Genomic DNA, 23,692 nt, shown 5'->3' on the forward strand with positions numbered 1-23,692 from the left:
CACTGCCACTGAACTGAATTGACTTCAACAGCTATGCTTGACGCCTGCACCTACTTTGATTCAGGTCCAGGAGAGGCTCAGGGAGCTCCATGCAGCGGCCCTCCGCCCCGACGGGCCCCACCCGTATCCGCCCCCTGTCGACGCGGGCAGAGGGCAGTCAGGAGTGCATATGTCCGCCGGTGACGCGGCGGCGCGGTCGTACCGCGCTCAGCATCCCGTCCGCTTCGTGACCGCTTCGAGCCTCTTCGACGGCCATGACGCGTCGATCAACATCATGCGGCGCATCCTGCAGGCCCAGGGCGCGGAGGTGATCCACCTCGGGCACAACCGCTCGGTGAGCGAGGTCGTGGACGCCGCCCTGGAGGAGGACGTCCAGGGGGTGGCCGTCAGCTCCTATCAGGGCGGCCACATCGAGTATTTCGAGTACCTCGTCGAGTCGTTGCGGGAGCACGGCGCCGGGCAGGTGCGCGTGTTCGGCGGGGGCGGTGGCGTGATCGTGCCGCAGGAGATCGAGCGTCTGTCGCGGGCGGGCGTACGGATCTTCTCGCCCGAGGACGGGCAGCGGCTCGGCCTCGTCGGCATGATCCAGGCGATGATCGAGGAGTGCGACACCGCACCGTGGGAGGAGGCGCCCGCCGAGATCGGCCGGGTGCTGGCCGGTGAGCGCCCGGCGCTCGCCCGGCTGCTGTCCGGGGCCGCGGCCGGGACGCTGCCCGCCGCGGATCTGCGGGCGCTGGAGAAGGCAGCCGGGGCGCGGCCGGTCCCGGTGCTCGGCATCACCGGCACCGGCGGATCCGGCAAGTCCTCGCTCACCGACGAGCTCGTCCGCAGGCTCCGCACCGACCAGGGTGACGCGCTGCGGGTGGCGGTCCTCGCCGTGGATCCCACCCGGCGGCGCGGCGGCGGCGCCCTGCTGGGCGACCGCATCCGTATGAACACCCTCGACGGCGACCGGGTCTTCTTCCGCTCGCTGGCAACCCGGGGCAGCGGCGAACTCCCTGAAGGTCTGGGCGAGTCGATCACCGCCTGCAAGGCGGCCGGCTACGACCTGGTCGTCGTCGAGACGCCCGGCATCGGTCAGGGTGACGCGGCGATCGTTCCCTACGCGGATGTGTCGCTGTACGTCATGACGCCCGAGTTCGGCGCGGCCTCGCAGCTCGAGAAGATCGACATGCTCGACTTCGCGGACGTCGTCGCCATCAACAAGTTCGAGCGGCGGGGCGCGGCGGACGCGATGCGTGACGTCGGGCGTCAGCTCGTCCGCAACCGAGAGGCGTTCGGCTCCCGCCCCGACGAGATGCCGGTCTTCGGCACCAGTGCCGCGACCTTCAACGACGACGGCGTCACCGCGCTCTACCAGCACCTGCGCACCCTCCTCGGCGAGCGGGGCATGCCGGTCCGTCCCGGCGCGCTGCCCGCGGTGCCGGTCCGACATTCCAGTGGCGCGGCGCAGATTGTGCCCCCGTCGCGGGCTCGCTATCTGGCCGACATCGCCGAGACGGTGCGTACGTACCATGCGCGCACCGGCGACCAGGCCGATGTGGCCCGCAGGGTGCAGCAACTGACGGCGGTTCGCGACGAGTTGATCGTGGCGCAGGCATCGTCCTCCGACGTCGACCGGTTGCTGGGCGAGGCGCGGGAGCGGCTGGACAAGGACGCACTGGGCGCGCTGGAGCGGTGGCCGGAAACCGTACAGGCCTACAGCGGAGACGAGTTGGTGGTCACCGTGCGCGGCCGGGAGCTGCGGACCGGCCTGGTGCGCGAGTCACTGTCGGGCAGCCGGATACCCCGGGTGGCGCTGCCGCGGTACACCGACCACGGAGAGCTGCTGCGGTTTCTGCGGGAGGAGAACCTGCCGGGCTCGTTCCCGTTCACGGCCGGGGTGTTCCCCTTCAAGCGGGAGGGCGAGGACCCGGCGCGGATGTTCGCCGGCGAAGGCGATCCGTTCCGCACCAACCGCCGCTTCAAGCTGCTCTCCGAGGGCGGCGAGGCGACCCGCCTGTCCACGGCCTTCGACTCCGTCACGCTGTACGGCCGCGATCCCGATCCGCGCCCCGACGTCTACGGCAAGGTGGGCACCTCGGGCGTCTCGGTGGCGACGCTGGACGACATGAAGGCGCTGTACGACGGGTTCGACCTGGTCGCGCCGGCCACCTCCGTCTCAATGACGATCAACGGCCCGGCGCCGACGATCCTCGCGTTCTTCCTCAACACCGCCATCGACCAACGGCTCGACGCGTACGCCGCGGAACATGGCCACACGCCCACTCCGGAACAGGCGCTGGAGATCCGGGCCGAGGTCCTGCGCAGTGTCCGCGGCACCGTACAGGCCGACATCCTCAAGGAGGACCAGGGCCAGAACACCTGCCTGTTCTCAACGGAGTTCAGCCTGCGCATGATGGGCGACATCCAGGAGTGGTTCATCGCTCAGGACGTGCGCAACTTCTACTCGGTCTCCATCTCCGGCTACCACATCGCCGAGGCCGGGGCGAACCCGATCAGCCAGCTCGCCTTCACGCTCGCCAACGGGTTCACATACGTCGAGTCGTACCTGGCCCGCGGCATGGACATCGACGACTTCGCGCCGAACCTGTCGTTCTTCTTCTCCAACGGCATGGACCCGGAGTACTCGGTGCTCGGCCGGGTGGCCCGCCGCATCTGGGCCGTGGCGATGCGCGACCGGTACGGGGCGAACGAGCGCAGCCAGAAGCTCAAGTACCACGTGCAGACCTCCGGCCGCTCCCTGCACGCCCAAGAGATGGACTTCAACGACATCCGCACCACGCTGCAGGCGCTCATCGCGATCTACGACAACTGCAACAGCCTGCACACCAACGCCTTCGACGAGGCCGTCACCACCCCCACCGAGGACTCGGTGCGCCGGGCACTCGCCATCCAGCTGATCATCAACCGTGAGTGGGGCCTTGCGATGAACGAGAACCCGCTGCAGGGCTCGTACATCATCAACGAGCTCACCGACCTCCTGGAGGAGGCGGTGCTCACGGAGTTCGAGCGGATCAGCGAGCGGGGCGGGGTACTCGGCGCCATGGAGACGGGCTACCAACGAGGCCGGATCCAGGACGAGTCGCTGCTCTACGAGGAGCGCAAGCACGACGGCACCCTGCCGATCATCGGCGTCAACACCTTCCGCAACCCCCGGGCCGAGGACGGGCAGGGCGCGCCCGTCGTCGAGCTGGCCCGCGCCACCGAGCAGGAGAAGCAGTCCCAGCTCGCCCGCGTCCATGACTTCCAGGCCCGCCACGAGGACGCGGCCCGGAACGCGCTGGCCGACCTCAGGCGGGCCGCGGCCGGCGGGGAGAACGTCTTCGCCGTGCTGATGGACGCCGCGCGGGTCTGCTCGCTCCAGCAGATCACGGAGGCCTTCTTCGAGGTGGGAGGGGCGTACCGGCGCAACGTCTGATTACGCCCTTCCACATCATCGGCCCCCTTCAACTCCCCTACCAGGGAAGGACTTTCATGACTCCGATCTCTCGCCTCGGCGTCGTCGGCTGCGGCCTCATGGGCTCCGGCATCGCCGAGGTCGCCGCGCTGCGCGGCCTCGACGTGACCGTCGCCGAATCGACCCCCGAGCTGGCCGCCGCCGGCCGCGCCCGCGTCTCCGCGTCCCTCGACCGCGGGCTGCGACGCGGCAAGCTCACCGAGGCCGATCGCGACCAGGCGCTCGCCGGGCTCTCCTTCACGCACGATCTGGGGGACCTGTCCGACCGGCAGTTCGTGGTCGAAGCCGTCGCCGAGAACCGGGAGGTGAAACTCGAGGTCTTCCGTCAGCTGGACAAGGTGGTGGCCGACCCGCAGGCCGTGCTCGCCACGAACACCTCGTCGCTCCCCGTCGTCGACCTCGCCGTCGCCACCGGCCGCGCCTCCCAGGTGGTGGGCCTGCACTTCTTCAACCCCGTGCCGGTACAGAAGCTCGTCGAGGTGATCCCCGCCCTCACCACCGGCGCCGACACCCTGGCCCGTGCCTGTGACTTCGCCGCCGAAGGGCTCGGCAAGGAGGTCGTGCGGGCGCCCGACCGGTCGGGCTTCGTGGTCAATGCCCTACTGGTGCCGTATCTGCTCGCCGCCGTCCGCATGGTCGAGTCCGGCGCGGCCCGTCCCGAGGACATCGACCGCGGGATGGAGCTGGGCTGCGCCCACCCGATGGGTCCGCTGCGACTGCTCGACCTGATCGGCCTGGACACCGCACAGGCCGTGGCCGAGTCGCTGTACGAGGAGTTCAAGGAGCCCCTGTACGCCGCTCCCCCGCTGCTGCAGCGGATGGTGGCCGCGGGGCATCTGGGCCGCAAGAGCGGCCGTGGGTTCTACGTGTACGACGCCTGACGACAACACATCACCACGTGTGCACGAGCCGGCCGCTGTCCAGCGGCCGGCTCGTGCACAGCGGTACCAGGTCGTCCGGCGGTCAGCCGCCCACGCGCAGGTCGTCGGCGATCCGCTCGGCCAGCATCATGGTCGTCGTGTTGGTCGGCAGCGCCGGGATGTCCGGCATGATCGAGGCATCCACGACGTACAGGCCGTCCGTGCCATGTACCTTGCCGTGCTGGTCCACGACCGCGGTGGGCGTCCCCTCGCCGCCCATCGCACACGTACCGACGGCGTGGCAGCAGGTGTTCTTGCCCTGGAGGACGGCGCGGACCAGATCGGCGTCGGTGGTCACCGCGGGGCCCGGCCAGGTCTCGGCCTTGATGTATTTCCGCAGCGGGGACGACTCCATGATCTGCCGCATGTGGCGGATGCCGGACACCATGCGCCGCAGGTCGTCGGGGTGCTCGAACAGGCCGAGGCCGATCCGCGGTGCGGCGTCCGGGTCGCGGGAGACGATCTCCATGCTGCCCAGGGAGTAGGGGCGGTACAGGACGAGCGGCACCAGGAGTTCCCCGGGCTCCATCGTCAGCAGGACGGCGTGCAGGTCGACGGCGCCGCCACTGTCGGCGCCGCCCGCGGCGAAGGTGAGCACGCTCTGCAGGGGCGGGGTGAGTTCACCGACGGCCTCCTCGTCCGCCTGGTAGGTGAGGTAGACCATCGGGTGGTCGCGCAGGTTCCGGCCGACGCCTTCGAGGGCGCGGACCACCGGTATGGACAGCTCGTCGAGGATCCGCTGCGGGCCTACACCGGAGCGCATCAGGATCGACGGGCTGCCGATCGAGCCCGCGGCGAGCACGACCAGGTCGGCCTCCAGCCGGGTTCCGTCGGTGAGGAGCACGGCACGGGCCGTGGCGCCCTCGGTGAACTCCACGCGGTCCACAGTCCGTTCGCCGAGGACGGTGAGATTCGCGCGGCCCCGGGCCGGGCCGAGGTAGGCGAGGGCCGAGCTCTGGCGGATGCCGTTCGCGCGGTTGAGGGGCAGCGGGCCCGCGCCGAGCTGATCGGCGCCGTTCATGTCCTGGTGCACTCGGTGGCCGGCCTGGGCGCAGGCGTCCAGGAACGCGGCCTGGACCGGGCGCAGCCCGCTGCTTTCGGTGAAGCGCTCGATGTGTACAGGGCCGCCGGTGCCGTGCAGTTCACCGCCGGCCGGGTCGTCCTCCAGTTTCTTCAGGTACGGCAGGACCTGGTCCCAGGACCAGCGGTCGTTGCCGAGGCCGGTCCAGCGGGCGAGGTCGTCGGGGGTGGGGCGCAGGGCGTTGGCGCCGTTGACGGACGAGGAGCCGCCGATGACCTTGCCCCGCAGGACGGGGACGGACTCCTTCTCCACCTTGCCGAACATCGGGATGCTGTCGGCCTCGGCGACCTCGTCGGTCGACGTGTAGCCCCAGTCGTGGGTCGTGAACCCGATCCTGTCGGCGTCGAGGATCTCGGGGGCGGTCTCCTCCGGCGTGCGGTAGTCGGGACCCGCCTCGATCAGCGTGACCGAGTTGCCGGGATCCTCGCTGAGCCGGGCGGCCAGGACTCCTCCTGCGGAGCCGCCTCCGCACACCACGATGCGACGTGCCATTGCTACCTCGCTCTTCTTGGGATGGTCGGGAATCAACACGCGGGCGGGCCGCCGATGAGCGGTGCCCCGCCAGGACGTTCGGCTCAGGACATGGCCGGCAGCGGTCCGGCGGCGACCGCCTCCGCGGCCGCGCGCCCCTCGGCGACGGCGTGCGCGATGCGGCGCGGTACGACGCAGTCGCCGACGGCGCGGACACTCTGGCCGTCGGCCGGAGTGAGGTCCGGTCGGCGCGGACGCCGTTCGCCGACGGTCACCAGCAGGTCGGCGGCGAGGTCCGTCTCCTGGCCGTCCAGGACATGGCGCAGCCGCACACCGTCCGCGGTCGTCGACGTCACGCTGCTCATCGCGACGACACGGAGCGGCGCGCCGGTCAGGCGGTTCATCAGCTGGGTGCGGTTCTCCGGCGACAGGCCCGTGGCGAATCCGTTGCCGGGCGTGATCAGCGTGACCTCACGGGCGCCGGCCGCGAGGGCGCTCTCGACGGCGCTGACGCCCTGCCACCAGCCGAAGCCGTCGTCGAGGACGGCGACCCTGGGCGCCTGCGGCACGACGTCGGCGTACCGGCCGAGGAAGTCGGTGCTGGTGAGTGTCCGCAGCTCGCCCGGCATGGGGACCGTTGCCTCCTCGGCGCCGGTGGCGAGCACGATGTGGGCGTACTCCGCGAGTTCGCCGGCCGTCGGGGACGTGCCCAGACGTACGCGTACGCCGAGGTCGGCGAGCCGGTCGCGCTGGTAGTCGACGAGCTTCTGCCACCCCGGGCGGTGTGCGGCGAGCGCGGCGAGGCGGGCCTGGCCGCCGACTTCTCGCGCGCTGTCGAAGGCGACCACTGTGGCGCCGGTGCGGGCGAGCGCCATGGCGCACTCCATGCCGGCGGGCCCCGCGCCCAGGACGGCCACGGACCCGCTCCGGTGGCCGGGACGCCGGGTCAGGAGCAGGGGGACGGCCGGGCGGGCGGCGGCTCCCGGCGGGCCGAGCTCGGGGTTCACCGAGCAGGACCCGGTGGGCTCGAAGGTCCGGCAGCCCTCGTTGCAGCCTGTGCAGGGGCGTATGGAGCGCTCGTCGCCGACGGTCATCTTGCGGGCGAAGTCGGGGTCGGCGATGAACGGCCGGGCCATGCCGACGAGATCGGCGCCCGCGTCCAGCGCCCGCTCGATGTCGTGCGCCGCCCGGAACCCCTGGCTGACCAGCAGTGGCAGGGCGACCGCGGCACGCAGCCGGGCCACGGCGTCGAGGAGCGGCGGACGGGTGGTCGCCATGCCGGGGACGTAGGTGTTGCGGACGCCGGTCGTCACGTTGGCGTACGTGAAGGGCGAGGCGGCGCTCAGCCGCGGGAGCAGCTCGACGAGGTCGTCCAGGCCGAGCCCGGAGTCCTTGCCGGGCTCCACCGATACCCGTACGCCAATGGGGAGTTGACCGATCTCGGTGCGGATCGCGTCGATCACCTGGGCGAGCAGGGCGATGCGGTCGCCGTAGTCGTCGTCGCGGGTGTTGTTGACGCCGGAGAGGAACTGGGCGAGCAGATAGCCGTGCCCCGCGTGCAGCTCGACGCCGTGGAAGCCGGCCTGCACACTGTTCGCCGCCGAGATGCGGAACGCGTCGACGACGCCGCGTACTTCCTCGGTGCTCAGCGCGTGCGGCGCGGACGCCTCGCGGGGCGAGCGGACGGCGCCGGCGGAGACCGGCGCGTAGTAGGTGCCCGCGCCCAGGGTCTCCCGGCCGAGGTGGACGAGTTGTGCGATGGCCACCGCGCCGCCGTCGGTGATGGCCTCGGCCCGGCGGCGTACCGCGTCCTCGATCTCGGGGCGCCATGCCTCGGTCAGATAGCGCTGCGGCAGGGTCGACTCGGGGGCGACGGCGGTGCCGCCGGTGATCACCATGGCGGCGCCGCCTTGGGCGAGGCGTCGCCAGTAGGCCGCGTCGGCCTCGGTGGGCGCCCCGTCGGCGACCGCCGCGGTGGCATGGGCGGTGGCGACAAGGCGGTTGCGGAGGGTGAGGGCGCCGAGCGTGAACGGCGCGGCGAGGGCGAGGTCGGTGGGGTGTGTCATGGGATGCGGCGTCTCCCTGCCCGCTCAGGCGGCGGATCGGGGGGCGAGCCCGACGAGTCCGGCGAGCCTGGCGCGGTTCTGGCCCGCTGTGCCGAACAGCACTTCGCCGCTGCGGGCCCGGCGCACGTACAGGTGTGCCGGGTGCTCCCAGGTGAAGCCGATCCCGCCGTGCAGCTGGACGTACTCGGCCGTCGCCAGGCGGAAGGCCTCGGAGCAGACCGCGGCGGCGGCGCTCGCGGCCACCGGCAGCTGCGACGAGGCCGTCGCCACGCAGGCGGTCGCGTACGCGGATGCCGAGCGGGCCGCCTCAAGGGCGACCAGCACGTCGGCCAGCCGGTGCTTGACCGCCTGGAACGAGCCGATGGGGCGCCCGAACTGCCGGCGCTGCGCGACGAATCCGACGGTGGCGTCCAGCGCGTGGCCGCTGCCGCCGACCTGCTCGGCGGCGAGCGCGGCCCGCCCGGCGTCGAGGGTCGCCGTCACGTCGCCCGACTCGCCCACGGGCGTGGCGGGTGCACCGCGGAACTCCACCCGTGCCTGGCGGCGCGTCTCGTCCAGGACGCGGTGCGGTGTCCGCACGCAGGTGTCCGCGGTCGGCTCACAGGCGAACAGCCGCGCGCCGTCGGGGGTTTGGGCCCGCACCACGATCAGATCCGCCCCGGCCCCGTCGAGCACGAAGTCGGCAGCACCGCGCAACACCCAGCCCGAAGTGCCGTGTTCGGCTCCGATGCCGGGCTCGGTGTCGTCGAATCCGGCCACGGTCCCGGTGAGCGTGCCGTCCGCGATCCTCGGCAGATGGCGCGCGCACGCCTGCCGGTCCCCGCTGCCCAACAGGGCGTGCGCGGCAAGGACCACGGTGGGCAGCAGAGGCGCGCAGTACAGGGCGCGCCCCGACTCCTCCAGCGCCACGGCGAGTTCGGCGAAGGTGAACCCCGATCCGCCGTACTCCTCCGGGATGGCAAGGCCGTGCACGCCGATCTCGCCCGCGAGCCGCGCCCAGAGCGCCTCGTCGTGTCCGCGTGGGGTGGACAGCTGCTTGCGGACGTCCTCGGGGCCGCTCGTCTCGGTGAAGAAGTCCCTTAGGACCGTGCGCAGTTCCCGCTGTTCGTCGGTCTCGGACAGCGACTGGGGGTCGATTTCGGGGTGACGGCTGTGCATGGGAACTCCATCGTGCTCGGGTGGCGGGGTGCAGTGGCGAGGGGGTGAGGGAGCGGTCAGCGCGCCCCGGGGCCGGTTCCGCGGGGAACGTTCCTGGTGACCGACTCCGGAAGCTGTCGGCTCGGGTCGATCGAGATCGTCTTCGTCACCAGGTAATCCTGTACGGCGTCCGGGCCGTGCTCGCGCCCCAGGCCCGACTTCTTGAACCCGCCGAACGGGGAGCCCAGATCGGCCGCGAACGTGTTGACAGAGAAGGTGCCGGTGCGCACGCGCCGGGCGACCGCGAACCCGTGCGCGGTGTCGGCCGTGAACACGGAGCCTGCCAGCCCCAGTTCACTGTCGTTGGCGATGTGTACGGCGTCGTCCTCGCCACGGTGCGGAATGAGTGAGGCGACGGGTCCGAAGATCTCCTCGCGCGACACCCTCATCCCGTTGTGCGCGTCGGTGACGAGCGTCGGCTCGTAGTACCACCCACGGCTCAGGTGCGCAGGCCGGCGGCCGCCATGGGCGATCGTCGCCCCCTCCTTGCGGGCCACGTCCACGTAGTGCTCGACCCGCTCACGCTGGCGTGAGGTGACCAGCGGGCCGACCGCCGTTTCGGAGTCCATGGGGTCGCCGACCTTGAGCGAGGCGAATGCGTCGGCCAGGGCCTCCGCGTAGGCCTTGTACTGCGACTCGGGCACCAGGAGCCGTGTCTGGGCGACGCAGCTCTGGCCGGCGTTGGTGCCGACGCTGGCCCCCACCAGGACTGGAAGGACATCCTCCAGCTTCGCGTCCTCCAGGACGATGGCCGCGGACTTGCCACCGAGTTCAAGGACGCACGGCCGGATGAGTTCTCCGCAGGCCGCCGCGATCGTGGCGCCGACGTCGACCGAGCCGGTGAAGCTGACCATGTCCACGCCGGGGTGGCGCACCAGGTACTCCGACTCCGGTGCCCGCGCGGCGACGATGTTGAGGACGCCGGGCGGCAGACCGATCTCCTCGCAGATCTCGCCGACGACGAAGAGCGCCAGAGGGTTGGGTTCGGTGACCTTGACGACGACGGTGCAGCCCGCGATCAGCGCCGGTCCGGCCTTCTGCCCGATCGCCGGAAGCGCGAAGTTGTAGGCCGGGAAGGCGGCGACCACTCCGACGGGTTCCTTGACCACCAGGCTGGACCCGGCCATGGGGATGATGCCGCCGCCCGCCGACTCGCCCCCGAGCCGCGTCAGATCGCTGACGCGCACCTCGGCCGTCTGCAGGCTCCGGCCGATCTCGGCGGAGTAGTTGAGGCTCATGACGGGCGACACCGTCTGGTAGATCTGCGAGAGAAACAACGTGCAGCCGAGCTCCTCGGTGATCAGCTCGGCGAGTTCGGTCCGGCGCCGCTCGATCCCGTCCGCGAGGCGGGAGAGGTAGTCGGCTCGCTCCGCCGGGGTGAGCCGGGGCCACTCCCCTTCGTCGAACGCGTGCCGGGCCGCGGCCACGGCGGCGTCGATGTCCGCCTTCGAGGCGGCCGGGACGCTGCCGATGTGCTGCTCCGACCTCGGGGAGATCACGTCGAAGCGGTCCGTGCCGTCGGCCGCTCTCCACGACCCGTTGATGAAGAAGGCCTTGTGGTCGATGGTTGTCATGCTGCCTCCTGCGCGTACACGTCTGCGTCCGGTCACGAGTGGTGGGTCGTCCCGCGGGCGGTGTCCGCGGCTGTCAGTCCGAAGACGAGGGCCGAGGCGATGCCGCCCGCGTAGGCGCGGTGCCAGAGACCTCCGGTGTCCGATCCGGCTGCCAGGAGCCCGCCGATGGGACGGCCGTCCTCGCCCAGGACGCGGGCCCGGTCGTCGATGCGCACGCCGTGGAACGGGAACGTGATGGCCGGGACCGTCTCGATGACGTAGTACGGCGGTTCGTCCAGCGGCAGGTGGTCCAGTTCGCGGCCGGGGGCCGGGTCCTTGCCCGCCGCGGTGTGCTCGTTGAACTGCCGGACGGCGGTGCGGACGGTCTCGGCGTCGTAGCCCCATTCCTCGGGCAGGAAGGACAGTTCGTCGAGGTCCTCGGCGAGTCCGACGCGACCGCCCCGCTTGCTGGCCAGGGCGAACTTGTCGACGGCGACGGCGCCCTCGACGTAGGAGCCGACGATCCAGTCGCGGAACACCCGGGCGTCGGCGATGAGCAGGCCGCGGCCTTCGGGCTGCTCCAGGAGCGCCATCGCGGTGAGGTGATCGCCCAGCGTCTCGTCGACGAACCGTTCGCCCCGCAGATTGAGGAGCAGCGCGTGCTCGCTGTAGTAGAGCGACATATCGACGAAGTCGGCCGGGTCGGCGAAGGGGATGCTGCTCGGGATGAGGTGCCCGTAGAAGCCGGCGTCGTCGTGGCCGGTGGCGGCTCCGGCGTGCGTGGCGAGGCGGTAACCGGCGCCGCGGCTATGGAGGTTGGAGCGCAGCTGCATGCGGTCGGCCGCGGGGTGCACATGGGCGGTGCGCAGGGCGAGGTCGCCCTGGAAGCCGCCGGTCGCGAGGAGGGTGTTGCCGGCCCGTACCCGCCGGCGCGTGCCGTCCGCCGTCCGCAGATCAGCTCCGGTCACGACGCCGTCCTCGACCACCAGCCGTTCGGTGTCGGTCCCCAGCAGGAGTTCGCCACCGCCTTCGACGATCAGGCGCCGGCAGGTGTCGACGTAGTGGTTGGTGTCGAACTGGTGCCCGCGGCCGAAGCTGAGGATGGGCTGGGCGTCCTTCGCCTCCACGCCGAGGGTGCGGATCCATGAGATGCCGTCGTCGAAGCGGTCCACCAGGGCGCGCTTGAGCGCGCTGTCCCCGTGCGGATTGTGCTGCTCCATGACGTCGTGGCTCGGAGCGGTCCACGCGTAGCCCGCGAAGCGTGCGGAGCCGCCGACGTCCGCGCCGATCTCCACGAGCGCGACGGTCAGGCCGTCACGCACGGCGCGGGCACCGGCGGTCAGGCCCGCCATCCCCGCCCCGATGATCAGCAGGTCGACGCTTTCTGTGTGCACTTGGCTCTCCTCCGGCCTAGGGGTGGGCTTGTTGGGCACGGTGAGGTGACCGGTCCCTCAGCTACGGCCCGTGGCAGGTACGACGGCGTCGTCCGGCCCGTCGAAGTAGGCCCGTTCGGCGCGGGTGAGGAACACCGGGTCACCGGGCTCGCCGCAGACGGCGATGGCGCCCTCGTGGAGCACGACCACCTCGTGGCAGGCGGACGCGGCGCGGCCGAGCGACTGCTCGAGGAGGACGACCGTCATGCCCTCGTGGGCGAGGCGGCCGATCCGGGCGTACACCTCGTCGACCATGGCCGGGGACAGGCCGAGCGCCGGCTCGTCGACGATCAGCAGGTCGGGGCGCGCCATCAGGGCTCGCGCGATGGCCAGGACCTGCTGTTCACCGCCGGACAGTCCCCCGGCGGGTACGCCCATCCGCTCGCGCAGCCGCGGCGGCAGCCACTCGGCGGTCTCCGCGAGCCGGGCCCGCAGGTCGGCTCCCTTGATGCCCGCGGCGTACGCGGCGACCTCCAGGTTCTCGCGCAGGGAAAGCGTCTTGAACAGGGCGCGGCCCTCGGGCACCAGCGCGGTCCGCAGGCCCTCTTCGGCGGTGCGCCGGCCGCGGGTGGGCGGGAGCGAGCCGTGCAGAATCCGGCCCAGGGTGCTCTTGCCCGCGCCGTTGGCACCGACGACGCCGACCACGCTGCCCCGGCCGATGGTGAGGTCGACTCCGTGCAGGGCGGTCACACCGCTGTAGGCGTGGTCCACCGCGTCGAGCCGCACAGCGGCGCGCTCGGTGCCGTCCCTGGGCGGCAGCTCGTCGTGGGCGCCGCCCTCGCCCAAGTAGGAGGAGCGCACCCGGGGATCGTCGAGGATCTTGCCGGGCTCGCCCTCGCCGATCGGCCGGCCGAAGTCGAAGGCGACCACCCGGTGGGCGACGGCGAACAGGTCGTCGAGGACATGGTCGATGATCACGACGGCGGTGCCGCGCTCCTGCTGCCGCACGATCTGCCGGGCCAGCACGGTGCGTTCGATGGCGTCGAGGCCGCCGAACGGCTCGTCCAGGATGAGCAGTTCGGGGTCCTCGGCCAGCGCCCTGGCAAGGTCGAGGCGCTTGTGCAGACCGAACGGCAACTCGGCAGGGTAGCGGTCGGCGACATGGGCGAGGCCGACGCGGTCCAGCAGCTCGGCGGCTCTGGCCCGGTACCGGGCGGTGACCCGGCGATGGGTGCAGAGAACGTTCTCCAGGACCGTGAGTTCGGGGAACGTCTCGGCGTGCTGGAAGGTGCGCCCGATGCCGAACCGACGGCGGGCGGTGGCACGGGACTTGAGCAGGGGCTTGCCGCCGTACCGCGCGCTGCCCGCCACCCGCCCACCGCCGACGAGCCCCGACAGGACGTTCAGGAGTGTCGTCTTGCCTGCGCCGTTGGGACCGATGATCGCGAGCGTCTCGCCCGCCCGTACCGACATCGAGGCGCCTTCGAGTGCCTTGAGCCCGCCGAAGGAGACGGCCACCTCGTCCAGGCGCAGCAGTTCGGGAGCGGTGGCCGCGGGGGCGGGCACCGGCTGCGGCGGCTCTTCCGGCAGCTCTACGGTGGTCGAGCCGTGCGAGTCCGACTTGCGTACGAGGCGGCGTGCCGTCCGCCCGAGGAAGAGCACCACGCCGCCCGGCAGGAACAGCAGTGCGGCGATGAGCACGACCCCCTGAAGGATCGGCTGCGGAACCCCGGTGCTCTCCGCGGCCGTCGGCGCCCAGGTCAGATAGGCGCCGCCGACGACCGCCCCCAGCAAGGTGCCCGGGCCGCCCAGCACACACGCGGCGATCAGCGAGATCGCCAGGGCCAGCGAGAAGGGGTCCGGGCTGACGAATCCGACGACCAGGGCCAGCAGGACGCCCGCCACCGCGGCGAACACGGCGCTGACGGCGAAGGCCAGCGCCGACTGGGCCTCCGGCGCGATGCCGATCGAACGGGCGGCCATCGGGTGGGACTTGGCGGCGACGAGCCGCATCCGCAGGGCGCTGGGCCGGGCCAGCGCGGCCACGGCGAGCGCGATCCCGGCCACTCCCACGGCGATGTACTGCGCCTGCGAACCTGCGCTGGCGACCGTGCCGAGACCCAGGGCGCTGTCCAGCTTCTCCATGGGGATGCCCTGGTCACCGCCCGTCACACTGGCCCACTGTCCCATCACCTCCAGCGACACCATGGTGAACGCGAGCGTGAGCAGGGCCACGTACAGCATCGAGAACCGCGCGCCCGCGCCGCCCAGGAACGCCCCGAACACCGCGGCGCATCCGGCGGCCCCGAGAACGACGGCCTCCAGCGACCAGCCGTGCGTGCTGCCGTACGCGGCGAAGTAGGCGCCCAGGGCGAAGAACGCGGGATGGGCGATCGACCAGATGCCGGCCCACCCCGCCAGCAGGCCGACCGAGAGGACGAGGACCGTGTACACGGCGGCGAGTCCTACGGAGTACGCCTGGTAGGGCGGGATGAACCCGGCGTTCAGTACGAGGATGAGTACGGCCGCGGCGAGCGGCCCGAGCGCCGCCTTGGCGAGGTTGGTGCGACTGAAGACAGACATGGACCGCTCCCTCAGACCCGCTGGAACGTGCGTACGCCGAACAGCCCCTGAGGGCGGATCAGCAGCACGAGGATGGTGAACGAGAACACAAACGTGTCGCGGTAGCCGGCCGAGACATAGCCCGCGGCGAGGTTGTCGAGCACGCCGACCGTCAACCCGCCGATCACGGCCCCGTACATGCTGGTCAGCCCGCCGAGGAAGATCCCGGCGAAGGCGCGGAAGAGCGGCGCGCTGAGCACCGTCGGCACCAGTCCCGCCCGGGGCGCGTACAGGAACGCGGCGAGCGCGCCGAGGCCGAGCCCGAGTGCCCAGGCGATCCTCGCGATGCGCTGCGAGCCGAGGCCGAGGATCTGCGCGGTGTCGGCGGACTCGGCGACGGCCCGCATGGCGGAGCCGATGGTCGTCCGCCCGAAGAGATACGCCACCAGCGCCATCGCCACGGCCGCCACGCCGATGGTCAGCAGGCTCTGCCTCGGAATCGCCGAGCCGCCGATCGAGACGGACCCCTCCACCAGGCTCGGGAAGAGCCGTGGCTGGTCGTCCCAGATGGCGCTGATGACGCTCTCCGCGATGAGCGAGACGCCCATGGTCATGACCAGGGCCGAGAGCAGCTCCCCCTGCGCCAGTGGCCGGATCACCGTCTCCCGGGCGACCAGGCCGACCCCGGCGGTGACGACGATCGCGACCAAGGCGGTCACGAGAAGTGGCAGACCCTTCTCGTACAGCGTCAGTGCCGCGTAGAGCCCGACGGTCGCGAGGCTGGCGAGCGCGAAGTTCACCACGTCCGTCGCCCGATAGATGATCACCAGCCCGAGGCCCATCAGGCCGTACACCGCACCGCTGGCGAGACCGCTCACCAGGATGAGCAGGAACTGATCCACGTCGACCGTCTCCTCGTGCCCGAGCACCCGTGCTCCGGGATCTTCAGTGTCGCCCGGGTGATTGACAAACTGAACTCAATTCATGAACTTGCCTCCTGAACGGTAAGCACCGAGTCCCGGGTGGGCAAGACCTGTGCGCGGACGGATTCGGCTCACACCGTGAAACGGCCGCCGTTGGCAAGCAGCACCGCGCCGACCAGATTCGCCGCCGCGTCCCCCGCGAGGAACAGGGCGATGTCGGCGATCTCCTCGGGGGTCGCGTACGGGCGCACCCGCGGATCGGCGAAACCACTGCGCAGCGCCGCCGGAGTGCGCGCCGCCATGCCGGTCTCCGTCGGACCGGGCGCGACCACGTTCACCCTGATCCCGGACGCGACTACCTCCTTGGCCACGGCCTGCGTCAGCGCGTGGACCCCTGCCTTGGAGGCCGCGTAGTGGGGGTAGCCGACGGGGGTGTCGAAGGCCGACGAGGAGCCGATGACGACGATCGCACCCGCCTTCCGCGGCCGCATGACACGCACCGCGGCACGCAGCACATGGAAGGTTCCGTCCAGGTTGATCCGCATGACGCGCCCCCAGGCCGTGTCGGTGAGGCGGTCGGTCACCTCGGCCGGACGCCCGTGCACCAGCGCGTCCGCGATCAGCTCCTTGGCCTCAGGGTCATCGACGCCCGCCGCGTGCACCACGACGTCGAGACGCCCGTGTTCCCGCACGATGTCCGCGACGGCCGCGTCGACCGCCGGAGCGTCCGCCACATCGAGGGCGACCGCCCGGCCGACGGACAGCCCCTTGGCGACGGTGCCGGCGTTCTCGCTGTTCACGTCGGCGAGGACCACGGCCCGGGCCCCCTCGGCGACGAGCTGCCGGGCGACGGCCGCGCCCATACCGGAGCCGGCCCCCGTCACCATCGCGACCTTGCCCGCGAACCGGCCCTGTTGTGCGTCGGGGCCCTGCCGCGGGTCCCGGCTGTGCTGCGCGTCCCGGCCCTGCCGTGCGTCCCGGCTCCGCTGTGCGTCCCGGCCCTGCTGTGCGTCCCGGCTCTGCTGTGTATCGCTGCTCATCCTGATGCTCCCTCTGCCTCTGCGGGCATCTCGATACTGAACTGACTTCGTCTCTGTTACCGTCACCGCTGTCGATCTGACAAGAGCCGGGACGGTGACCATGAAGGCAGTACGGCTGACGGGCTGGGGACGGGAACCGGCGTTCGTGGACGTCGAGCGCCCGGTCCCCCGCGCCACCGAAGTGCTGGTGCGGGTGGAGGCCGCGGGGCTCTGCCAGTCCGATGTGCACGTCGTCGACGCGGCGGCCGGCGCGCTTCCCTACAAGCCGCCGTTCACCCTCGGCCACGAGGTCGCCGGACACGTCGAGGCCCTCGGCCCCGACACCGACGGCCCGACGCCGGGCGAACGCGTCGTGGTCTACGGCCCGTGGGGCTGCGGTCGATGTGCCCGCTGCGCCGCGGGCCGGGACAACTACTGCGACCGGCGCGGCGACCTCGACTGGCACGGGGTCGGGCTCGGCCGGAACGGCGGCATGGCCGAGTACGTACTCGTCCCATCCGCCCACCACTTGGTGCCGATCGGCGACCTGGCTGCCGACCAGGCGGCGCCGCTCTCCGACGCGGGTCTGACCTCGTACCACGCCATCGCCGGAGTGCGGCACGCGCTCGGCGAGGGCTCGACTGCCCTGGTCATCGGCGTCGGCGGGCTCGGCCACCTGGCCATCCAGATCCTGCGCGCCACCACGCCGAGTCGTGTTCTCGCGGTCGACATCCGCGAGGCCGCGCTCGCGCTCGCCCACCGGTCCGGTGCACATGCCTCGACGCTGATGCGGGCGGACACCAGTCGAGCACTTCGGACCGGCACCGGAGGCGTGGGAGCGGACGCCGTGCTCGATTTCGTCGGCAACAAGGCGACTCTTGCCCTCGCCACCGAGATCCTGCGCCCGGGCGGAGAGCTCGTGGCCGTCGGCAGCGGCGGCGGTCAACTGACCGTACGCAAGCCCGGATTCCTCCCCCCTGGCTTCCGGCTCTCCCTACCGTTCTGGGGCACTCGGCCCGAACTGGCCGAGGTGGTCGCACTGGCACGCGCCGGGACGCTCCACGTCGAGACGGAGCAGTTCCCGCTGTCCGCCGCACAGACTGCCTTCCATCGGCTGAGGCAAGGCACGATGCGGGGGCGAGCCGTGTTGGTGCCCGAGCCTTAGCGGACCACGGAGCTATTCGCCGAGCCGTTGGCTAGGGTCCGCAGCCGTCTGGCCACGGACTTCCATCCCCGCAGCACCTACGAGGTCACGGAGGCGTCCGCGACCCTCGCCTCGATTGCCACCGGCCTCGGCAACGCCGCCCCCCTCCCGGACTCCGTCCGCTCCGCGCCACGCGAGAACGTGGTCTGCCAGGAGATCGAGGACGCGTTCCGCCGGCCCTGGCCTGGCGCACGGACGACGACTCGCCGCTGCTGAAAACACCGAGCAGACGTTCTCACAAGAAACTGGACATCCCTGACGTCCGTCGAGCGGAAAGGCAATGAATGCACAGGAGGAGCGCCGTGAAAATCACCGGAGTGGAAGCCATTCTCTTCGAGATCCCCTATCGGAATCCGCTGAAGCGGCACCTGCGCCTCCTCGTCGACGAGTACGCCGGTCACCACAATGAGCACCGGCCTCACCGATCACTCGGACAGCGATGTCCCGATGGTGCCCGCGCGCCGGAACCGCCCGCCGCCGATGGTCCGTCGCATGTCATCCGGCACGACCGCCTCGGCGGCCTCATCTATAAATAGGCGCAGGACGAGTGAATTGGTGGGGCGCTCAAGGCTTCAAGATCATCCCTTTGTCCCTTTGACGCGGCGCATCTCGGTCACACCCCTACCTGGGCGCCCCACAGCAGGGCAGAAAACAGTGCTAGAAAGTGAATATGAAGGGATTTTCTAGCCCAAAACGGCATGAGTCGCACCGTCTCTTCGCCAGCCCCGCGTCTGGTCATGGTGAGTCCGCGGGCTCGGGGCTGCGCTCTCTGCTGAATCTGCGCAGCGTCGCCGGGCAGGTGTTCGTTATGCAGGTCGTGATCGTGGTGCTGCTGGTTGCGGCCGCGGTAACGGCCCTGGTGCTCCAGGCGGGGCGTGACAGTACGCGGGAGGCCGCGCGCCAGTCGCTGACCGCAGCAGAGACGTTCGCGAACGCCCCGGGCACGGTCCAGGCCTTGAACAGCAAGGATCCGACGGCCGTGCTGCAGCCGCGTGCCGAAGCGGCCCGGAAGCGGGCTGGGGTGACCTTCATCGTTGTCATGGACACCAACGGAATTCGCTATACGCACCCCGACCCCCGACAGATCGGGAAGAAGTTCATCGGCACCATCAAACCCTCGCTGGAAGGCGGCACCACCATCGAGAGCGCCCTCGGACTGCCCCTGGCCGAGGGCAGCGGGCCGGTCATCCAGGCGGTGGTGCCGGTGACCGATGACCGCGGCTCGGTCGTCGGCCTGGTTTCCGCCGGGATCAAGGTCCAAAAGGTGACCGCGCTTTCGGCACGGCACATGCCGATCATTTTCGGTGCCGGGGCGGCCGCGCTCGCCTTGTCCACCCTCGGGACGGCATTGGTGGCCAGGAGGTTGCGTGGGCAGACGCACGGTCTGGGCCCGGCGGAGATGACGCGGATGTACGAGCACCATGACGCGGTGCTGCACGCGGTCCGGGAAGGGGTACTGATCATCGGTGCCGACGGGCGGCTGATGCTGGCCAACGACGAGGCGCGGCGGCTGCTGGAACTACCGGCGGATGCTGAACAGCGGCCGGTGGCAGAGCTGAAGTTGGATGCGGATACGGCGCGGCTGCTGACGTCGGGCGAGCCGACCACAGATGAGGTGCACCGCGCGGGGGACCGATTGCTGGCGGTCAACATGCGACCCACTGCCCCCTACGGCGGTCAAGCAGGCTGGGTGGTGACATTGCGGGACACCACGGAGCTGGCGGTGGTCACCGGACGGGCGGAGGTGGCGCGGGAGCGGTTGACCCTCTTGTACGACGCGGGGGTACGGATCGGTACCACGCTGGACGTGGTGCGCACCGCGCAGGAGCTGGCGGATGTGGCGACCCCGCGGTTTGCCGACATCGTCACCGTCGATCTGCTGGAGTCGGTGGAGCGGGGCGAGGAGCCGACCAGGACGGCGGGTATGCGCCGTACCGCAATCAGCGAGGGGTATGAGAAACGGGAGGGGATCTACCCGGTCGGAGAGCTGATCACCTACTCGCCGACGGCTCCGCAGGCGCGGGCCCTGGAGACAGGGCGGGCGGTGCTGGAGGACGACCTGCGACAGGCCCGGGGGTGGCGGGAACAGGACCCTGACGCGGCCAGTAGGGCCCTGGAGCGCGGGGTGCATTCGCTGGTGACCGTGCCGCTCCAGGCGCGTGGCGTGGTGCTGGGGACGACGAACTTCTGGCGCACGGGGGATTCGCCCCCGTTCAAAGAAGAAGACCTCTCCTTCGCAGAGGAGCTGGCGGCGAGGGCGGCGGTGGCCATCGACAACGCCCGCCGCTTCACCCGTGAGCACACGATGGCAGTGACACTGCAGCGAAGTCTGCTGCCGCAAGAGGTACCGGAACAGGACGCATTGGATGTGGCCTGGCGGTATCTGCCGGCCGAAGCCGGCGTGGGCGGGGACTGGTTCGACGTCATCCCGCTGCCGGGCGCCCGGGTGGCACTGGTGGTCGGTGACGTGGTCGGCCACGGACTGCACGCGGCCGCGACGATGGGGCGCCTGCGCACTGCGGTACACAACTTCTCCGCCCTGGACCTGCCGCCGGACGAACTGCTCGGGCACCTGGACGAACTGGTCACCCGCATCGACAGCGACGAGAGCACCGGCGACGGCCCGCAGGGCCGGCAAAGCGAAGCGGTCACCGGGGCGACCTGCCTGTACGCGATCTACGACCCGGTCACGGGAGTGTGCACGACGGCGCGAGCAGGGCACCCGGGCCCGGCGGTGGTGCATCCGGACGGGACCGTCACCTCTCCGGAAGTGCCCGCTTCGCCTCCTCTCGGCCTGGGCGGCCACCCCTTCGAAACCACCGAGCTGCGCCTGCCCGAGGGCTCACGACTTGTGCTGTACACCGACGGGCTGATCGTGAACCGCGACCGGGACGTCGACACCGGACTGGCCCTGCTGCACCAGGCGCTGGAGGGGGCGGGGCGGACTCCGGAGGAGACGTGTCAGGCAGCGATCGACGCGATGCTGCCGGCGCACCCGTCCGATGACATCGCGCTGCTGGTGGCGCGCACTCGGTTGCTCGAGCCGTCGAGGGTGGCGCAGTGGGAGGTGTCGCCGGATCCGGCGGCGGTGGCCCCGGTCCGTGCGGAGTGCGGGGCGCAACTGCAGGCATGGGGGCTGGGAGACATCGGGTTCACCACGGAACTCATCCTCAGCGAGCTGATCACCAACGCCATCCGGTACGGCTCGCCGCCCATCAAAGTGCGGCTGCTGCACTGCCGCAGCCTGATCTGCGAGGTGTCGGACGGCTCCAGCACCTCGCCACATGTGCGGAGGGCAGCGACCACGGATGAGGGCGGCCGAGGGCTGTTCTTGGTGGCGCAGTTCGCCCAGCGGTGGGGCACGCGGTACACGCCGGGCGGCAAGGTCATCTGGGCCGAACAATCGCTGCACGTCGGTGCCGCAGTCCCAATGAGCGACACACTCACCGAAGCACTCCTCGACCAGTTCGACGATCCCAACCTCTGAACGCAGGGGAACGCAGCGACACTTGAGCGGGGCCCGATGCCGGCGCAGAAGCGTGTCGGGGGCGTACCAGCAGCCGGACGCCCCGCGACTTCTCCCCTGGGAGGGGGTGGAGCAGTGCGCCTGCCGGAAACTTCGTCCGTGCAGGTCACCCCGCTCGGGGATCGCCCGGCCCGCGCCGCGGCAAGCGCCTCCTGGGCAGGCGCTGCGAGTCGCCCCAGTTACTCGCCGACCTGCCGACGGAGAGGCGCACCATCCGTGCACCTCACGGTTGGCATGTAAAAGCCGCGTCTCAAGGGATCTTGAGACGCGGCTGTCTACGAGGAGGGCCAGGGATCAGGAGCAGTGCCCCGTCGCCCCCGCACCGCTCACCTCGGCCGACGCGCGTTCCGTGGATACGGTCCGGTCGCCCGTTCCGCGCGCATCACAGCGCCCGAACCACCGCGCCCATGTTGATGCCGTCCGCGCTGTTGTCGAGCTCCAGGTGACGGGCCCCTGTCCACCGGCATTCGGCGCGGGAAGCCTTGTCCCAGAAGGCGTCCCAGTCGGCGAGCTTGGACGTGTCGCGGGCGTAGCCGCGGGCCCGCACCCGTGCGCGGGCGGTCTCCTTGTCCACGGTCACCCGTACCACCACGCACTCGGTGCCTGGCGGCCACCCGTGACGGTCGGCGACCGTCACAAGGTAGTCCGGGTCGTCGAAGTACCGGCCGAACGGAGCGTCGAGGACGACCGGGCGGCCGAGACGCAGGTTGTCCCCGGCCAGGTCCAGAAGCGTCGCGTACTCCAGGTCCATGACGACGGACCGGTAGTACGGGTTGTGGTCGCGCTCGGCCGGGTCCGTGCCGGCCGCCGCCAGGAGTGCCTCGGTCAGCCGCGTGCAGGCGGTGTCCTTGTCGAGGTACGCGGCGCCGGACCGCTCTGCGATCAGCCGGGCCACGCTGGACTTGCCTGATCCGGCGGGGCCGATCACTAGGTGGACGCGGGGGGCGCGGGGGTTGCTCATTGCGCTGGCTCCGGGTGGGGTGGGTCAGGCGGCGACGGCCTGGCGGCGGTCCTTGACGAAGAGCAGGTACGACAGGCCGCCCACGATCAGCAGCGCGCCGCCGATCAGGAAGACCAGGCTGTAGTTGTTCCCGGTGGCGTCGAGGATCGCTCCGGAGACGACGGGCGCGGCCGCGGCGCCGAGGAAGCCGCCGAAGTTCTGGATCGCGCCGAGCGAGGCGACCTGGTGCTTCTCGGCGATGTCACCGGCCAGCGTCCACAGGCAGCCCATCGGCGCCTGTGCGGCGAAGTAGCCGACGGAGAGCAGGGCGATGGCGAGCGGCGTGCTGTCCACGTACGCCACGGGGATGACCGCGAGGGCGGCCAGGGCGGCGCCGCCGACGATGGGCACCTTGCGCGAGGTGACCGCGGAGTGACCCTTGCGGATGAGCCGGCCCGACAGCCAGCCGCCGGCCAGGACGCCCGCGATGCCGCAGAGGTACGGGAGCGAGGACAGCCAGCCGGTGTCGGCGAGGCTGAAGCCGCGGGAGGTCTGCAGGTAGCTGGGCAGCCAGGTCAGGTAGACCCAGACGGTGTAGAAGATGCCGAAGGCGCCGAGCACCATGAACCAGGTGTTCTTCTGGCGGAACATCTGGCCCCAGCTCGCCTGCGGCTGGTCGGACGCCTTGGCGGCGGCGGCCGCCTCGGCAGCCTCGGCGCCCTTGATCAGGGCCTCCTCGCGCAGGGTGGGGTCGCGGTAGATACGCAGCCAGACCAGCACGATCACGAGGCCCAGGGCGCCGACGGCGAGGAACATGCCGCGCCAGCCGAAGGTGATCAGGAGGCCGGTGAGCAGCGGCGGGGCGAGCGCATTGGCGATCTGCGAGCCGGTGTTGACGATCGAGATCGGCAGTGCGCGCTCTTCCTTGTTGAACCAGCGCTCGTTGACCTTGAGCCCCGCGGTGAAGAACGGTGACTCGGCGACGCCGAGCGCGACCCGGGCCGCGTACAGCGTGCCGAAGGAGGTGGCCGCCGCGCCGATCATGGACACCAGCGACCAGAGTCCGGCCGCCCAGGCGTACATCTTCTTCGGGCCGAAGCGGTCGACGAGGTAGCCGGCCGGGAGGTTGGCGATCGCGTACGGCCAGGAGAAGGCGGCGAGCAGCAGACCCATCTCCGTGGAGCTCAGGCCGAACTCGTCCGCGACGGTGGTGTTCGCGATGCTCAGGGTCGCGCGGTCGAGATAGTTGACGACACCGCCGATCACCAGCAGGGCGACGAGGACCCAGCGGATACGGATCGACTTGCGCAGCGCGGACTCATCCCGGTCGAGGGACTCGGGTGTGAGGCTCTCGGGGGTGAGGGTCTGCTCGGCCATGGATGAGCTCCTTTGCTCCA

The 23,692-nt window shown here is 71.0% G+C and carries 16 protein-coding genes; 6 read left to right on the forward strand and 10 right to left on the reverse strand.

All coding sequences use genetic code 11. The annotated features are described in order from the left end of the window. Nucleotides 1-169: 169 nt before the first annotated feature. A complete protein-coding gene (gene icmF, locus OG574_RS09935) occupies nucleotides 170-3,421 on the forward strand; it encodes a fused isobutyryl-CoA mutase/GTPase IcmF (protein ID WP_326772846.1) in 3,252 nt (1,083 codons plus the stop codon). 56 nt (nucleotides 3,422-3,477) lie between these two features. After that, entirely contained in the window at nucleotides 3,478-4,341 is an 864-nt protein-coding gene (locus OG574_RS09940; RefSeq protein WP_326772847.1) for a 3-hydroxybutyryl-CoA dehydrogenase, read from the forward strand. 82 nt (nucleotides 4,342-4,423) lie between these two features. On the opposite strand, the gene OG574_RS09945 is transcribed toward OG574_RS09940, so the two are convergent. From OG574_RS09945 to OG574_RS09980, 8 genes are all read right to left on the reverse strand, one after another. After that, the gene (locus OG574_RS09945; RefSeq protein ID WP_326772848.1) at nucleotides 4,424-5,953 is read right to left on the reverse strand and encodes a GMC family oxidoreductase; all 1,530 of its coding nucleotides are present in this window, start codon (nucleotides 5,951-5,953) and stop codon (nucleotides 4,424-4,426) included. Nucleotides 5,954-6,036: 83 nt separating this feature from the next. Further along, a complete protein-coding gene (locus OG574_RS09950) occupies nucleotides 6,037-7,998 on the reverse strand; it encodes an oxidoreductase (protein WP_326772849.1) in 1,962 nt (653 codons plus the stop codon). A gap of 24 nt (nucleotides 7,999-8,022) precedes the next feature. Next, nucleotides 8,023-9,156, reverse strand: coding sequence for an acyl-CoA dehydrogenase family protein (locus tag OG574_RS09955; RefSeq protein WP_326772850.1), 1,134 nt, complete (start codon nucleotides 9,154-9,156; stop codon nucleotides 8,023-8,025). Nucleotides 9,157-9,212: 56 nt separating this feature from the next. After that, nucleotides 9,213-10,769, reverse strand: coding sequence for an aldehyde dehydrogenase (locus OG574_RS09960; RefSeq protein ID WP_326772851.1), 1,557 nt, complete (start codon nucleotides 10,767-10,769; stop codon nucleotides 9,213-9,215). Nucleotides 10,770-10,801: 32 nt separating this feature from the next. Next, nucleotides 10,802-12,142 (reverse strand): FAD-dependent oxidoreductase, encoded by a 1,341-nt coding sequence (locus OG574_RS09965; RefSeq protein WP_326772852.1) that lies wholly within the window; start codon nucleotides 12,140-12,142, stop codon nucleotides 10,802-10,804. A gap of 57 nt (nucleotides 12,143-12,199) precedes the next feature. Further along, nucleotides 12,200-14,704: an ATP-binding cassette domain-containing protein gene (locus OG574_RS09970; RefSeq protein WP_326772853.1), complete on the reverse strand. Its 2,505-nt coding sequence runs from the start codon at nucleotides 14,702-14,704 to the stop codon at nucleotides 12,200-12,202. A gap of 11 nt (nucleotides 14,705-14,715) precedes the next feature. Further along, the gene (locus tag OG574_RS09975) at nucleotides 14,716-15,585 is read right to left on the reverse strand and encodes a branched-chain amino acid ABC transporter permease (RefSeq protein WP_326772854.1); all 870 of its coding nucleotides are present in this window, start codon (nucleotides 15,583-15,585) and stop codon (nucleotides 14,716-14,718) included. 152 nt (nucleotides 15,586-15,737) lie between these two features. Beyond that, complete coding sequence (locus tag OG574_RS09980; protein WP_326772855.1) at nucleotides 15,738-16,646, reverse strand: SDR family NAD(P)-dependent oxidoreductase; 909 nt, start codon at nucleotides 16,644-16,646, stop codon at nucleotides 15,738-15,740. Between the two features lie 100 nt (nucleotides 16,647-16,746). Between OG574_RS09980 and OG574_RS09985 the strand changes: the two genes are divergently transcribed. The 4 genes from OG574_RS09985 to OG574_RS10000 all read left to right on the forward strand — a co-directional run bounded on the left by OG574_RS09985 (nucleotide 16,747) and on the right by OG574_RS10000 (nucleotide 21,316). Further along, entirely contained in the window at nucleotides 16,747-17,790 is a 1,044-nt protein-coding gene (locus OG574_RS09985; RefSeq protein WP_326778421.1) for an NAD(P)-dependent alcohol dehydrogenase, read from the forward strand. Between the two features lie 27 nt (nucleotides 17,791-17,817). Beyond that, nucleotides 17,818-18,045 (forward strand): hypothetical protein, encoded by a 228-nt coding sequence (locus tag OG574_RS09990; protein WP_326772856.1) that lies wholly within the window; start codon nucleotides 17,818-17,820, stop codon nucleotides 18,043-18,045. Nucleotides 18,046-18,131: 86 nt separating this feature from the next. Next, a complete protein-coding gene (locus tag OG574_RS09995; protein WP_326772857.1) occupies nucleotides 18,132-18,365 on the forward strand; it encodes a hypothetical protein in 234 nt (77 codons plus the stop codon). Between the two features lie 272 nt (nucleotides 18,366-18,637). Continuing rightward, nucleotides 18,638-21,316 (forward strand): SpoIIE family protein phosphatase, encoded by a 2,679-nt coding sequence (locus OG574_RS10000; RefSeq protein WP_326772858.1) that lies wholly within the window; start codon nucleotides 18,638-18,640, stop codon nucleotides 21,314-21,316. Between the two features lie 421 nt (nucleotides 21,317-21,737). On the opposite strand, the gene OG574_RS10005 is transcribed toward OG574_RS10000, so the two are convergent. Both OG574_RS10005 and OG574_RS10010 read right to left on the reverse strand, forming a co-directional pair. Continuing rightward, entirely contained in the window at nucleotides 21,738-22,316 is a 579-nt protein-coding gene (locus OG574_RS10005; RefSeq protein WP_326772859.1) for an AAA family ATPase, read from the reverse strand. 24 nt (nucleotides 22,317-22,340) lie between these two features. Continuing rightward, nucleotides 22,341-23,672: an MFS transporter gene (locus tag OG574_RS10010; RefSeq protein WP_326772860.1), complete on the reverse strand. Its 1,332-nt coding sequence runs from the start codon at nucleotides 23,670-23,672 to the stop codon at nucleotides 22,341-22,343. Nucleotides 23,673-23,692 lie beyond the last annotated feature (20 nt).

It is taken from the genome of Streptomyces sp. NBC_01445 (assembly GCF_035918235.1).
GTDB lineage: Bacteria > Actinomycetota > Actinomycetes > Streptomycetales > Streptomycetaceae > Streptomyces.

Bases quoted from the DNA above. Each gene is read 5' to 3' on its own strand.
- icmF (WP_326772846.1), top strand. From the start codon at position 170: ATGTCCGCCGGTGACGCGGCGGCGCGGTCGTACCGCGCTCAGCATCCC.
- OG574_RS09940 (WP_326772847.1), top strand. From the start codon at position 3,478: ATGACTCCGATCTCTCGCCTCGGCGTCGTCGGCTGCGGCCTCATGGGC.
- OG574_RS09945 (WP_326772848.1), bottom strand. From the start codon at position 5,953: ATGGCACGTCGCATCGTGGTGTGCGGAGGCGGCTCCGCAGGAGGAGTC.
- OG574_RS09950 (WP_326772849.1), bottom strand. From the start codon at position 7,998: ATGACACACCCCACCGACCTCGCCCTCGCCGCGCCGTTCACGCTCGGC.
- OG574_RS09955 (WP_326772850.1), bottom strand. From the start codon at position 9,156: ATGCACAGCCGTCACCCCGAAATCGACCCCCAGTCGCTGTCCGAGACC.
- OG574_RS09960 (WP_326772851.1), bottom strand. From the start codon at position 10,769: ATGACAACCATCGACCACAAGGCCTTCTTCATCAACGGGTCGTGGAGA.
- OG574_RS09970 (WP_326772853.1), bottom strand. From the start codon at position 14,704: ATGTCTGTCTTCAGTCGCACCAACCTCGCCAAGGCGGCGCTCGGGCCG.
- OG574_RS09980 (WP_326772855.1), bottom strand. From the start codon at position 16,646: ATGAGCAGCGATACACAGCAGAGCCGGGACGCACAGCAGGGCCGGGAC.
- OG574_RS09985 (WP_326778421.1), top strand. From the start codon at position 16,747: ATGAAGGCAGTACGGCTGACGGGCTGGGGACGGGAACCGGCGTTCGTG.
- OG574_RS10000 (WP_326772858.1), top strand. From the start codon at position 18,638: ATGCAGGTCGTGATCGTGGTGCTGCTGGTTGCGGCCGCGGTAACGGCC.
- OG574_RS10005 (WP_326772859.1), bottom strand. From the start codon at position 22,316: ATGAGCAACCCCCGCGCCCCCCGCGTCCACCTAGTGATCGGCCCCGCC.
- OG574_RS10010 (WP_326772860.1), bottom strand. From the start codon at position 23,672: ATGGCCGAGCAGACCCTCACCCCCGAGAGCCTCACACCCGAGTCCCTC.